Below are 12155 nucleotides of genomic sequence, written 5' to 3'. Positions count from 1 at the left end.
CCTTTCGCTTCCCGGCCCGCGCGTCACGCCCCGCCGCGCTCGAGGGCCTCCTGCAGCGCGCGCACCTCGCGCGCGAACGCCGGCTCGGTGCGCAGCGCGGCGGTTCGCTCCGCCGGCAGCGAGAGCGCGCGGTCGGCGACGATGCGCGCCGGGCGCGGGGACAGCACGACGGCGCGCTCGGCGAGGTAGGCGGCCTCGGTGATCGAGTGGGTCACGAAGAGCACCGTCATCCCGAGCTCGGCCCACAGGGCGCGGAGCTGATCGTCGAGCCGGCTCCGGGTGAGCTCGTCGAGCGCGGCGAACGGCTCGTCGAGCAGGAGCAGCCGCGGGCGCGTCACCATCGCGCGGGCCAGCGACACGCGCATGCGCATGCCGCCGGAGAGCTCGGCCGGGTACCGCGCGCCCGCGTCGGCGAGGCCCACCTGGAGCAGCGCGGCCCGCGCGGCGGCGCGGCGCTCCTCGACCGGCGCCCCGGCGAGCTCGAGCGGCAGGGCGGTGTTCTCGAGGACGCTCCGCCACGGCAGGAGGTGCGCGTCCTGGAAGACGTACGCGATGGGCGCGCGCGCGCCGCCCGCGCCGCCCGCGCCCTCCTCGGCCTCCACGACGGCCGCGCCGGCGTCGGCGCGGTCGAGCCCGGCGACGAGGCGCAGCAAGGTGGATTTGCCGCACCCGGAGGGCCCGAGCAGCGCGACGAACGCGCCCGGCGCGACGTCGAGATCGAGGCCGTCGAGCACGACAAGGCCGGAGGCGCTGCCCCCCCGCGCGCGGCCGGCGTCGTCCAGCACCGGAAAGACGCGCCGGATGCCGGTCAGCCGCACGCGGACGCCGCCGCTCGCCATCACCTTCGTCATCTGCGCCCGGCGTTCTATCCGCGCCGGCGCCGGTTGGCCAGGAGCGCGTGAGCCGCCGCGCCCGCGTCGATCAGCTCGACGAGGCCGTGCGCACGCAGCGGAAGCCGCCGTCGGCGAAGCGGTAGTGCGCCTCGAAGCTCATGCGCGCCCAGGTGCGGAGCGACTGCGCGCCGTACATCCACGAGCCGCCGCGCATCACGAGCAGCGGCCTGTCCGGAGGCCGCGTGTTGCGCGGGTTGTGGGAGGGGCCGTCCGCATAGAAGTGCGGATCGTCGTAGTCTTCACACCACTCCCACACGTTGCCGGCGAGGTCGAGGATGCCGTAGGGCGAGGCGCTGCCCGGCGTCGAGCCGACTGGCACCGTCCCGCCCTCGCGGTTGTCGTAGTTCGCGCGCGCCGGCCCCGGCTCGGCGCGCCCCCAGGGGTATCTGCGGCCGTCGGAGCCGCGCGCGGCCTTCTCCCACTCGGCCTCGGTCGGCAGGCGCTTGCCGGCCCAGTTGGCGTAGGCCCGCGCGTCGTCCCACGACACGTAGACCACGGGGTGGTCCTCGAGGCCCGCGGGGATCTCGCCGCGCCTGAAATGGGAGAGGAACCGGCTCGCGTCGGCGTCGTCGGGGCGATACCCCGTCACGTCGACGAACGCCTTGAACTGCCGGTTCGTGACCGGCGTGCGATCCATGTAGAAGGCGTCGACATGGAGCTTCCTGCGCTGCTGCCCGCTCAGGAACGGTCCGCCGGGGACGAGGAGCATCTGCTCGCCGGTCTTCTCGCGGACCGTCGGCGCGAGCTCGCGCCCGTCGGACGAGGGCCGCGCCGGCGAGGGCGAGAACTCCGCGAGCGCCTCGTCGAGCCGCGCCCGGAACTCCGCGCACGACGCCGGCCGCCCGGCCGGGTCCTTCGCGAGCGCGTCGAGGATGAGCCGGTCGAGCGCCGGCGGGAGGTCGGGGCGGAGCGACGAGGGCGGCGCCGGCGGATCGGCGACGTGGGCCATCATCACGGCAAAGTGGTTGGGGCTGTCGAACGGCACCTGCCCTGTCGACAGCTTGTAGAGCGTCACGCCGAGAGAGTAGATGTCCGAGCGCGGGTCCGCGGCGTGGGGGCTCTTCACCTGCTCGGGCGACATGTAACAGCACGTCCCGAGGAACGCGCCGCTCAGGGTGTAGGTCGTCCCCTCGAGGATCTTGGCGATGCCGAAGTCGACGATCTTGGGCATCAGGCCGTCTCTACCGGTCGTGACGAGGATGTTGTCGGGCTTGAGGTCGCGGTGGATGATGCCCATCCGGTGCCCCTCATCCATCGCGTCGAGGACCCCGCCGAACAGCGCGCGGATCTCCTGGAAGGGGATGCGCCCGCGCCACCGCTCGAGGTGCCGCACCAGGGTCGACCCCTCGACGTACTCCATGATGATCGCGAGCAGGTGCTCGCGCTCGACGAAGTCGTAGACGGCGACGACGTTGTCGTGGCTCCAGGAGCGGAGCACCCGCGCTTCCCGCGCGAACCGCCGCCGGATCTCGGGGTTGCCGGAGAGGTTCGAGTGCAGGCATTTGACGGCCACGACGCGCTCGCGCGCCCGGTCGTGGGCCCGGTAGACGACGCCCATGCCGCCCTCGCCGAGCGTCGACTCGATGCGGTAGACGCTGATCTCCGTGCCGGGCAGGAGCCGCACCGGCGGCAGCGGCAGCGAGGGGGGCGGCAGCCCTCCGGCGCCGAGCTGCGTGGGGGGGAACGCCGTCGCGGCGAGGCCGGGGCCGGGATCGGTGACGAGGTGGCCGCACGAGGGGCAGAAGCGGGCGTTCTCCGGGAGCGGAGCGCTGCAGCCGGCGCACCGGGGAGAGCTGTCCTGGCCCATCGGTCGCGGCGAGTCTCGCACAGGTCGGGGCCGTCGTGGGCGGCGAATGTGTGGCGCGCCGGGAGCGGCCCCCGGCCGCCGTGTGGACCCGAGCGGCGCTCCGTGCGGACCGCTCGGCGTGGTAGCGTCGCGCGATGAGCGCTCCGGGGGACGACGACGCCGATCGACCCATGGGTGCGATCCACGCGGCGCTCGTCGCGGGCGGCACGATCGCGCCCCTGGTGATGGATGACCGACAGACGTGCCTGTGGATGGATTGCGAGCTCGCGTCGCTCGTCGAGAACCGCTTCTTCGCGCGCGTCGATCCGGTGGCGCGCGGCGCCGAGCTGCGCGCCGTCTGGGAGCCGAGGGCGACGCGCGACGGCGCGCTGCTCGGGACGCCTCACGCGGGCGCCCGCTACGTGCGTCCGTACTGGCTCATGCAGGGTGGCAGTCGGGTCGGCACCATCGCGCTGTCGACGGGCGCCCGCGGGGAGCGGCTGATCGAGGTCTCGAGCCTCTACGTGCTCCCCGCCCACCGCGGGCGCGGCGTCGCGGGCGCCGCGCTGCGCCGCGCGGACGTCGTCGCGTGGGCCCACGGCGTGCCTGGCGTGCGCGTGCAGACCTGCTGGGCGTGGCAGCCGGCGGTGCGGTTCTATCTCGGCCTGGGCATGTGGGTCGCCGGCTGGACGGACGCGCTCGTCTTCACGTGGCGCCGCGGGCTGCCTGCGCACGACATCGAGATCGGCGAGCGGGAGGCCACGTTCAGCGTCGTCGTCGACGGCCGGAAGGAGCGCCTCATCCGCGCCTCGGCCGAGGGCGACCGGCTCGGGTGGGTGGAGTCGCCCCGGATGGAGGCCTATCGCGGCGAGCCCTCCGACGTGCCGTATCTCGGCCCGGGGACGTTCGCTGTCGCCCTGGCGACGCGCGGCTTCCCGCTCGTCCGGTCCGAGGGCCTCTGGCGAGAGCGCCACCGCTCGTCCAACGTCGGCGAGCCCGAGGGGCTCGCGTACAAGATCGAGCTCTTCGAGGCGGTCGATCGCGGCTTCGGCTTCGACGTCCGCACGCCGCGCATCCCGGGCCTCCTGTACCGAGCGTACGACGACATCGACTGACGTTGCGCACGTTGCGCACGTTGCGCACGTTGCGCACGTGGCGCACGTGGCGCACGCGGCGCGAGCGCCGGCGCCAGGTGGTGTAAGCTCCGGCGCATGGACGACTGGCTCCACCGCGCGCCGACCGCGTTCCGCGGCAAGCGTATCTTCCGGCTCGGCCTCGCGGCGAGCTACGGCATCGACGAGGGCGGCGTGCGCGCGGCGATGGATCGCGGCGTCAACCTCTTCCTCTGGACGCTGCGCGCGCGCGGGCTCGGCAATCCGCTGCGCGAGGCGCTGAAGCAGCGCCGCGATCGCGTGGCGGTGGTCGGCTATGCGCAGGTCGGCTGGTTCGGCTGGGGCGTGCGCAGGGGGGTCGAGAAGCTCCTGCGCGAGCTCGGGACCGATCACCTCGACGTCTACCTGCTCAGCTGGCTCGGCGTCGGCTCCGCGTGGACGAGTGCGACCGAGCGCGAGCTCGTGCACCTGCGCGAGAGCGGCAAGGTGGGCGCGCTCGGGGTGAGCATCCATGACCGCCCGCGTGCGGGCCGGCTCGCGGCGTCCTCGCCGCTCGACCTGCTGATGATCCGCTACAACGCCGCGCATCCGGGGGCGGAGCGGGACATCTTCCCGCACGTGCGCGACGCGAGGCCGAGCGTCCTCGCCTACACGGCGACGGCGTGGCGGCGCCTCTTGAAGGAGCCGAAGGGCTGGGCGGGCCCGGCGATGACGGCGGGCGACTGCTATCGATTCCAGCTCTCCAGCCCGCACGTGGATCTCGCGCTGACGGGGCCGAAGACCCGCGCCGAGGTGGAGGAGAACCTCGACGCGCTCGCGAAGGGGCCGCTCACCGCGGACGAGGATGCGTGGATGCGCGAGTTCGGTCGCGCGGTGCACGGGTGAGCGGGGCGTCCATGGATCCGATCGTCATCGCCTGCACCACCGTCTTCCCGGCGGAGGCGGCCCGCCTGCTCGCCGAGGGGGTCGCGCCGCACGCGCTCGCGCTGCCTGCGGCGCGCTCGGCGGCGAACCTCGCCGTCGTCGCGCCGGATCCGGTCGTTCTGGGCGCCGATGTGGTCTTTGGCCAGCCGCATCCGGACGACGTCTGCGCGGCCCCGCGCCTGCGCTGGGTGCACCTCAGCACCGCCGGCTATGCCCGTTACGATGTGGCCTCCGTGCGCGCCGCGCTCGCGGCCCGCGGCGCCGTCCTCACGACGAGCAGCGGTGTCTACGCCGACCCTTGCGCGGAGCACGCGCTCGCGTTCCTGCTCGCGGCCTCCCGGCGGCTGCCCGAGTGCCTCGAGAACCAGCTCGGCCCGCGCGGCTGGCCCGACGCGCCCGTGCGTTCGCGGAGCGCGCTCCTCCGCGGCCGGCGGGTGCTGCTCCTCGGCTTCGGCGCCATCGGCCGCCGCCTCGCCGCGCTGCTCGCCCCGTTCGAGGTGGATCTGCGCATCCTGCGGTCCCATCCCCGCGGCGACGAGCCCGGCCGTGTCGTCGCGAGGGAGGCGCTCGGCGACGCCTTCGCGTGGGCGGACCACGTGGTCTCGACCCTGCCTGACGCCGAGAGCACGAGGCGGCTCGTCTCGCGCGCGCTCCTCGCGCGGATGCGCCCCGACGCGTGGTTCTTCAACGTCGGCCGGGGCGCCACGGTCGACCAGGCGGCGCTGCTCGAGGCGCTCGGGGCGCGCCGCCTCGCGGGCGCGTACCTCGACGTGACGGATCCCGAGCCGCTGCCGCCCGAGCACCCGCTCTGGCGCGCACCGGGCTGCTTCATCACGCCGCACACCGCCGGCGGGCGGCGCGAGGAGCCGGAGGCGCAGGTCGAGCATTTCCTGGCGAACCTGCGGCGGTTCGAGCGGGGGGAGCCGCTCGAGGACAGGGTGATCTGAGGCGCGGGCGCGCTCGCGAAGGTGCGGCGCACGGCAGCATCCCTGATACCTCGTCGCCCGAGGACGAGCGCGAGCGCGAAAATGTTCTCTCAACCCAAGGCAGGTTCCGTTTCTCCGGCCAGCGCAGGCTCGGCATCGCGCGGCACCCCGCTTGAACATCAACAGAGGACCAACCATGCGCCATCTCAAGAGCTCTCTTCTCGGCTATCTGGCGATCCCGGCTTTCTCCTCCCTGCTGCTCGTGAGCTGCACCGGCGCCGGTCCCTCTGCGGCCGACAGCGATGACGACGGCGCGCTCACCCCCGAGCAGTGCGATCACTACGCCGTCAACGGTACGGTCCAGATCTGTCACAAGACCGGCTCCGCGACGGAGCCGTACACGATCATTCGCATCAGCGAGCAGGTGTGCATCAACGAGCATAGCCACCATGCCGACGATTACGTCACCAGCCTCGACCCGAGCTCGCCGCTCTACGACCCGACCTGCGGCGGCCAGGGCTGTCTCGCTGTGAACGCGCCGTGCGACGCCACGGCGCCGTGCTGCGACGGCCTCACCTGCCAGAGCGGCACGTGCACCGATGTGAACGAGTGCGCCCTGGGCACCGACAACTGCGGCGCGAACGCGGCGTGCACCGATACGCCGGGCTCCTTCACCTGCGCTTGCGACGCGGGCTACTCCGGCGACGGCGTCACGTGCACGGACGTCGACGAGTGCGCCGCCGCTACGGCCAACTGCGACGCGAACGCCACGTGCACCAACACGGCGGGCTCCTTCACCTGCGCTTGCGACGAGGGGTACGAGGGGGACGGGGTGACGTGCACCGACGCCGACGAGTGCGCGCCCAACCCGTGCCAGAACGGCGGGACCTGCACCGACGGTCTCAGCAGCTACACCTGCGAGTGCGCGCCCACCTACGAGGGGGCCAGCTGCGAGGCTTGCGAAGGCGGCCTCGCGGACTGCAACGGGCTCACGTCCGACGGCTGCGAGGTGCGCCTCGAGAGCGACGCCTCCCACTGCAACGCCTGCAACTTCGCGTGCGGGGCGGGTGAAATCTGCTCGAACGGTGGCTGCCAGACCCCGCCCTCCGGCCAGGTCCCCGGCACGCCGATCAACACCTCCGTCCCCCACAACCCGATGGCTCCGGCGGTCGCCGATGTGAATGGCGACGGTGAGCTCGACATCCTGGCGGCCAACGCCGAATCCGGATCGTCGATGTTACCCTCCGGGTCGCTCTCCGTTTTCCACGGCAACGGCGACGCGACCGTCCAGCCGGAGCTCTACTACACGGGCGCCCCGCTCTCCAGCAACGCGGTCGTGGCGGTGGACGTGGACGGCGACGGGTGGCTCGACGCCGTCACCGTCGACGGCCAGACCAACCTGCCCGACATCAACGGGAGCATCAGCGTCTACCGAAACCTGGGCCCGAGCGCGCCCGGAACCTTCGGCATGCCGACGAGCTTCACCACCGGCACCCCGGGCTCCGTCCACCTCTGTACCGGGGACTTCGATCACGATGGGGCGGCCGACATCGCCACCACCAGCGTGACCCTGAACCAGGTGAGCGTGCTCTTCGGCGCCGGTGCGGGCAGCTTCGGCGCGCCCGTGCTCATCCCCATCGCGGCCACCGGCGGCGTGCAGTCGACCATCGCCTGCCGTGATCTGAACGGCGACGGCTTCTCCGATATCGTGGTGACGAGCCCGACCTCCGCGCGCCTGTCGATCCTCATCAACCAAGGGAACGGCTCGTTCGCCGCACCGGTCGCCTACACCAACGCCGTTAACGGCCAGACAGCGGGCATCGCCTTCGGCGACGCCGACGGCGACGGCGAGCTCGACATCCTCTCGAACGGCGCGGCCGGCCGGTACCTCTTCTTCTTCAAAGGGAACGGCAACGGCACTGTCGCGAGCGGCGTTGGGTCCGCGGCCGGGGACAGCGCGATCGCCAACTCGGCGCTGGGGGTCGTGGCCAGTGATTTCAACGGCGATGGCAAGCTCGACGCCTACCTCCTGGTCACCACCTCCTCGGGCGGCGTCCGCCCGATGACTGGTAGCGGCAACGGAACCTTCGTCACGGGCCCCGTCGTCCCGACCGGCGCCTCGCCCGGCCCCAACGCCATCGCCGTCGCGGACCTGGATGCCGATGGATACGACGATCTCGTCCTGACCAACAGGGGATCCGGCACCCTCACCGTGATCCCCAACGGACTCTGACCCGCCCTTTCGCCCTTATGCTGCGTATCGTCCGGGAAGTCTCCTGACGAGACCGGGCGTCCCGGCACGTGGCAGCCTCGAAGCTCGACGGAGCGGCTCACGGTCTCCCCCCTCCCGCAGGCATAACTACCGCGTCACGCTGCGAAATGGGGTGCTCGTCTACGTCGAGCGCCAGGCCGACGGCGAGGCGCAGCTCACCCTCAGCCTCAGCAAGGCGCGGTTGATCGCGCTGCTGAGCGGGGAGAGGGGACCGACGCCCGCGGCGAGCTGGGCGTGCTCGAGCAGCTGCTGTCGGTCATCGAGGAGGGTGATCCGAGCTTCGACATCGTGCTTCCGTGAGGGCAGCGGCCCTCATTGGGTGAGCACGATGCTGGCGACCAGGCCTGTGGTGTTGCTGACGGGCGTGCCGAGCAGGCATCCGACGACGCTGCCGAGATAGCTGATCCCGGATGTGACCTTGGTGGCAGAGTCGCCGGCGAAGCGCCCGGCGGTGACGGTCCCGGTAAAGATGACGGTTTGGCCGACGACGGTGGGGGCTGACCAGCTGATGGTGCTGGTGCCGCCGGTGGCGTCGTTCCAGGTGACAGTCTCGGTCTCCGGCGGCGCCGCGGTGACGGGCACGCAGCTGAGGGATACCGTGATGGTGGCGGCGCCGGTGGCGCTGGGGCCGATCACGCAGGTGTCGTAGTCGAAGCCTTCGGTCACCGTGACGTTCTGGGGGGTGACGGTGACGGCCGGGCTGAAGGATCGGTTGAAGGATCCCACGCATTGAACGTCGACGACCGCTGCGCGCGCGGGTGCAGCGAGGGTGAAGCACACCGGGGCTGCGGCGGCCATGATGGCGGCGACGGTGAGCTGGGCGATTCGCAGAGCGTTGATCTTCGCGTTGCGGAGCATCGGTCATCCCTCCTTTGCGGGGCGGACACGCGTGTGCAGCGTACGCGCACGGTAAACGTCGGCTCAGCGGCGCGTCACGTTGTTTCACTGTGAATTCGCTGTGAATCACGTCGCCTTCCGCGTTGCCCTGCTTCTCGCGTATGCCGCGGCGGAACGGCTGGGCGTCGTGCGAGGCGCGGCGTGCCGCTAGCTCGCCGTCGTTCTCGCTCGGCGGATTGAGCGGATCGCGACCGAGGACGTGCCAAGGACGAGATCGCCCGTGGACAAACGGCAGCTCCTGTCCACGAACGGGAGCTCCTGCCCATGAACGGCAACAAAGTGCGTGAGCGCATAATTTGATTTACAGGGCTCACCTGGCGATTAGTATGCGGGTCGACGCTCCCTCGTCGGTTGCGGCAGAGTGTACGCGGTCGTTCAGGATGGTGAGGGGCGCGCTCCGCAGCTGAGGCGTTCAGGCCGCAGCGGCGGCGCGCAACTGGACCCGTGGGCTTGCTCGTGCCCGGTAGCGCGGTGTGCGCGAACCCGGGAGAACGGGCCGTGATTTTCAGCACGGGAGCCGGTGGCGCGTGCGAAATGCGAAGGACGAGCAGGGGCCTGCCTCGACATCACCTCCACAAGCGGCGTATTCGCACTGGCATCGATATTGAATTGTTGAGCTGCATGACCTGATGCTTCTCCAGTCAGCGCCGGCTGGGCATCGCGCGGCACCCTCGCTTTGAACAGTACTTGAACATCAACAGAGGACAAACCATGCACCATCTCAAGCGCTCTCTTCTCCGCTATCTGGCGATCCCGGCGTTCTCCACCCTGCTGTTCGCGAGCTGCACCAGCGCCGGCCCCTCCGCGGCTGACGGGGATGATGACGAGGCCGTGGGCGAAGCCCATGACGCGATCACCCCCGAGCAGTGCAACTACTTCGACGTCAACGGTACGGTCCAGATCTGCCACAAGACCGGCTCCGCGACGAAGCCGTACACGATCGTTCGCGTCAGCGAGCAGGCGTGCATCAACGCGCACAGCGCGCACGCCGACGACTACGTCACCAGCCTCGACCCGAGCTCGCCGCTCTACGACCCGACCTGCGGCGGCCAGGGCTGCCTGGCCGTTAACGGGCCGTGCGACCCCACGGTGCCGTGCTGCGACGGCCTCACCTGCCAGAGCGGCACGTGCACCGATGTGGACGAGTGCACCCTGGGCACGGACAACTGCGACGCGAACGCCACGTGCACCAACACGCCGGGCTCCTTCACCTGCGCTTGCAACGAGGGGTACTCCGGTGACGGCCTGACGTGCACCGACGTCGACGAGTGCGCCGCCAACCCGTGCCAGAACGGCGGAACCTGCACCGACGGCATCAACAGCTACACCTGCCAGTGTCCGGCCGGCTTCACGGGGACGAACTGCGAGAGCGACATCGACGACTGCGCCGGCAGCCCCTGCCTGAACGGCGGCACCTGCATCGACGGCGTGAACGGCTTCACCTGCTCGTGCGCCGCCGGCTACCAGGACTCCGTCTGCCAGAACCTGGTGGGCTGCGTGAGCGGGCTGCCGGCGCCGACCGGCTTCTGGAAGGGCGAGAACAACGCCGCGGACAGCTCGGGCAACGGCCACAACGGGACGCTGCGCGCCGGGGTCGCCTTCGCCGCCGGCCAGGTCGGGCAGGGGTTCAGCACCCAGAACGGCGACATGGCGATCGCGACGACGGCGGCGCCGTTCGCGAGCCTCAACGACGTGACGGTGGACATGTGGATCTACATCAACGACGCCACCGGCACCCAGACCCTCTTCTCCAGGAACCGGGACACCGGCGGCACCGGCTACGCCGTGGGCCTCAGCGGCGGGCAGCTCGGCTTCGGGGTCAACAACGGCTCGGGCGTGAACCAGGTCTTCCAGGCGCCGGTGTCGCTCTCGCTGCACACCTGGTACCACATCACGGTCTCACGAAAGGCCAACGTGGTGAAGCTCTACGTCGACTGCGCGCTCGTCGGGCAGACCTCGAGCTTCTTCGCCGGCACGATCAACCTGTCCTCGGCGCTTCCGGTCACCATCGGGAGCGAGGACACCGTGACCGTGGGCGGGGCCCGCAACTTCCGCGGGCTCATCGACGAGGTGGCCTTCTACCCCGCGCAGCTCAGCGACGCGGAGATCTCCTCGATCTGCGCCGCCGCCTCCGCCGGCGTCTGCATCCCGTGAGCTGAGCCTCGTCCACTCCGGCGCTTGAGCGCGCAGGCCGCCCGGCTCGCTTCGCACCTCCCGCAAGCGAGCCGGGCTCCTCAACAACCGAGCCCTGCCAGCCGGAGCCCGATGACCAGATCCTCTCGCAAGCCCATGTCGGTCGTGAGCCGGTCGACCACGGCCCGGGGATGGCGGGAGACCTCGGGCAGGACGGCACAGAGCACGGCGGCGGCGGCGCGGGCTTCGGCGAGGCGGCCGAGGCGGGCGAGGGCGACGGCGCGGTCGAGCGGGTCCCAGGCGAGGTTGGGAGTGGCGATGGCCTCGGCCTCGGCGAGGGCGGTGGCGTAGTCGCCCCGGCACCGCGCGCCTGTCGATCCTCATCAACCAGGGCAACGGCTCGTTCGCCGCGCCGGTCGCCTACACCAACGCCGTTAGCGGCCAGACGGCGGGCATCGCCTTCGGCGACGCCGACGGCGATGGCAAGCTCGACATCCTCTCGAACGGCGCGGCCGGCCGGTACCTCTTCTTCTTGAAAGGGAACGACAACGGCACTGTCGCGAGCGGCGTTCAGTCCGCCGCCGCGGCCACCACGAGCGCCAACTCGGCGCTGGGGGTCGTGGCCAGTGGACACCGGCTGCGCGGGGGCCGTCACGGGCTCGCCTTCGCGCGCCGGCCGGTGAAGGTGTCGGAGGCGATGGGCTCGCCGGTGTCGGTCGAGGGATCGAGCGGATCTTCGCCGTCCTCGAAGGTGCGCACGACGAGAGAGCCGGCGATCTCGTCGCAGCCCTGACCGACCGTGTCGAGGACGATATCGATCCGGGCGGTCGTCAGCAGGGTGTTGTCCTCGTCGTAGACGAACGCGAACAGTGCGCCTCGAGCACCGTCGTCACCGACCTTCTCCCAGCTGCCCTGCTGGTTCGAGAAATTGTAGAGGGGCTGCGTCGAGGTGGTCCCGAAGAAGGCCCCGTCAGCCGTGAACGTCCAGAAATCCCTGGCCCCGCCCGCTTCCGAGATCAGGTAGGTCCCGGCGCAGCGGCGGGGGAAGCCGTTTGCCAGGGTGAGCCCGGGCCGGAGGGCGAGCCCGAAGGCCGCGAGCGGGAGCAGCGAGAGAGCGAACAGCAGCCTTTTGCGCATACCGGTTTCGATCCTTTTCCACGGACCGGTGCAACGTGCTCTCGGCGCGTCCTCGCGCCAGGACGCCGCGACAGG

At 71.3% G+C, this 12155-nt stretch carries 10 protein-coding genes and 1 pseudogene; 7 read left to right on the top strand and 4 right to left on the bottom strand.

Translation table 11 applies throughout. The annotated features are described in order from the left end of the window. Positions 1 to 23: 23 nt before the first annotated feature. Together WMF28_RS27455 and WMF28_RS27450 are read right to left on the bottom strand one after the other, a co-directional pair. Positions 24 to 851: an ABC transporter ATP-binding protein gene (locus WMF28_RS27455; RefSeq protein WP_437596284.1), complete on the bottom strand. Its 828-nt coding sequence runs from the start codon at positions 849 to 851 to the stop codon at positions 24 to 26. Between the two features lie 70 nt (positions 852 to 921). Beyond that, positions 922 to 2700, bottom strand: a complete 1779-nt coding sequence (locus WMF28_RS27450) for an SUMF1/EgtB/PvdO family nonheme iron enzyme (RefSeq protein WP_437596283.1) — start codon at positions 2698 to 2700, stop codon at positions 922 to 924. 134 nt (positions 2701 to 2834) lie between these two features. On the opposite strand from WMF28_RS27450, the gene WMF28_RS27445 reads away from it, so the two are divergent. The 5 genes from WMF28_RS27445 (at position 2835) to WMF28_RS27425 (ending at position 8313) form a co-directional block, all read left to right on the top strand. Beyond that, positions 2835 to 3794, top strand: coding sequence for a GNAT family N-acetyltransferase (locus tag WMF28_RS27445; RefSeq protein WP_437596282.1), 960 nt, complete (start codon positions 2835 to 2837; stop codon positions 3792 to 3794). A 96-nt stretch (positions 3795 to 3890) separates the two neighbouring features. Continuing rightward, complete coding sequence (locus WMF28_RS27440) at positions 3891 to 4676, top strand: aldo/keto reductase (protein ID WP_437596281.1); 786 nt, start codon at positions 3891 to 3893, stop codon at positions 4674 to 4676. An 11-nt stretch (positions 4677 to 4687) separates the two neighbouring features. Next, on the top strand, positions 4688 to 5662 hold the full coding sequence (locus WMF28_RS27435) for an NAD(P)-dependent oxidoreductase (protein WP_437596280.1): 975 nt from the start codon (positions 4688 to 4690) through the stop codon (positions 5660 to 5662). Positions 5663 to 5837: 175 nt separating this feature from the next. After that, positions 5838 to 7874 (top strand): FG-GAP-like repeat-containing protein, encoded by a 2037-nt coding sequence (locus WMF28_RS27430; RefSeq protein ID WP_437596279.1) that lies wholly within the window; start codon positions 5838 to 5840, stop codon positions 7872 to 7874. A gap of 43 nt (positions 7875 to 7917) precedes the next feature. Further along, on the top strand, positions 7918 to 8313 hold the full coding sequence (locus tag WMF28_RS27425; protein WP_437604321.1) for an alkyl sulfatase C-terminal domain-containing protein: 396 nt from the start codon (positions 7918 to 7920) through the stop codon (positions 8311 to 8313). Here WMF28_RS27425 and WMF28_RS27420 read toward each other — a convergent pair. After that, entirely contained in the window at positions 8226 to 8771 is a 546-nt protein-coding gene (locus WMF28_RS27420) for a hypothetical protein (protein WP_437596278.1), read from the bottom strand. The genes WMF28_RS27425 and WMF28_RS27420 overlap by 88 nt on opposite strands. Positions 8772 to 9521: 750 nt before the next feature. Between WMF28_RS27420 and WMF28_RS27415 the strand changes: the two genes are divergently transcribed. Both WMF28_RS27415 and WMF28_RS27410 read left to right on the top strand, forming a co-directional pair. Next, complete coding sequence (locus WMF28_RS27415) at positions 9522 to 10964, top strand: LamG-like jellyroll fold domain-containing protein (RefSeq protein ID WP_437596277.1); 1443 nt, start codon at positions 9522 to 9524, stop codon at positions 10962 to 10964. Positions 10965 to 11313: 349 nt separating this feature from the next. Continuing rightward, positions 11314 to 11430: pseudogene (locus tag WMF28_RS27410) on the top strand (FG-GAP repeat domain-containing protein); the annotation flags it as partial. A gap of 164 nt (positions 11431 to 11594) precedes the next feature. Here WMF28_RS27410 and WMF28_RS27405 read toward each other — a convergent pair. Next, entirely contained in the window at positions 11595 to 12080 is a 486-nt protein-coding gene (locus WMF28_RS27405) for a hypothetical protein (RefSeq protein WP_437596276.1), read from the bottom strand. Positions 12081 to 12155 lie beyond the last annotated feature (75 nt).

Origin of the sequence: Sorangium sp. So ce590 (assembly GCF_051521365.1) — a bacterium.
Taxonomy (GTDB): Bacteria; Myxococcota_A; Polyangia; order Polyangiales; family Polyangiaceae; genus Sorangium.
Note: the sequence above shows the minus strand (reverse complement) of the source record. Positions and strands in the feature narration are given on the sequence as shown.

What these genes read in the sequence shown, in the direction of transcription:
- WMF28_RS27445 (WP_437596282.1), top strand. Translation starts at nt 2,835, where the DNA reads ATGAGCGCTCCGGGGGACGACGACGCCGATCGACCCATGGGTGCGATC.
- WMF28_RS27405 (WP_437596276.1), bottom strand. Translation starts at nt 12,080, where the DNA reads ATGCGCAAAAGGCTGCTGTTCGCTCTCTCGCTGCTCCCGCTCGCGGCC.
- WMF28_RS27435 (WP_437596280.1), top strand. Translation starts at nt 4,688, where the DNA reads ATGGATCCGATCGTCATCGCCTGCACCACCGTCTTCCCGGCGGAGGCG.
- WMF28_RS27420 (WP_437596278.1), bottom strand. Translation starts at nt 8,771, where the DNA reads ATGCTCCGCAACGCGAAGATCAACGCTCTGCGAATCGCCCAGCTCACC.
- WMF28_RS27430 (WP_437596279.1), top strand. Translation starts at nt 5,838, where the DNA reads ATGCGCCATCTCAAGAGCTCTCTTCTCGGCTATCTGGCGATCCCGGCT.
- WMF28_RS27415 (WP_437596277.1), top strand. Translation starts at nt 9,522, where the DNA reads ATGCACCATCTCAAGCGCTCTCTTCTCCGCTATCTGGCGATCCCGGCG.
- WMF28_RS27455 (WP_437596284.1), bottom strand. Translation starts at nt 851, where the DNA reads ATGACGAAGGTGATGGCGAGCGGCGGCGTCCGCGTGCGGCTGACCGGC.
- WMF28_RS27450 (WP_437596283.1), bottom strand. Translation starts at nt 2,700, where the DNA reads ATGGGCCAGGACAGCTCTCCCCGGTGCGCCGGCTGCAGCGCTCCGCTC.
- WMF28_RS27440 (WP_437596281.1), top strand. Translation starts at nt 3,891, where the DNA reads ATGGACGACTGGCTCCACCGCGCGCCGACCGCGTTCCGCGGCAAGCGT.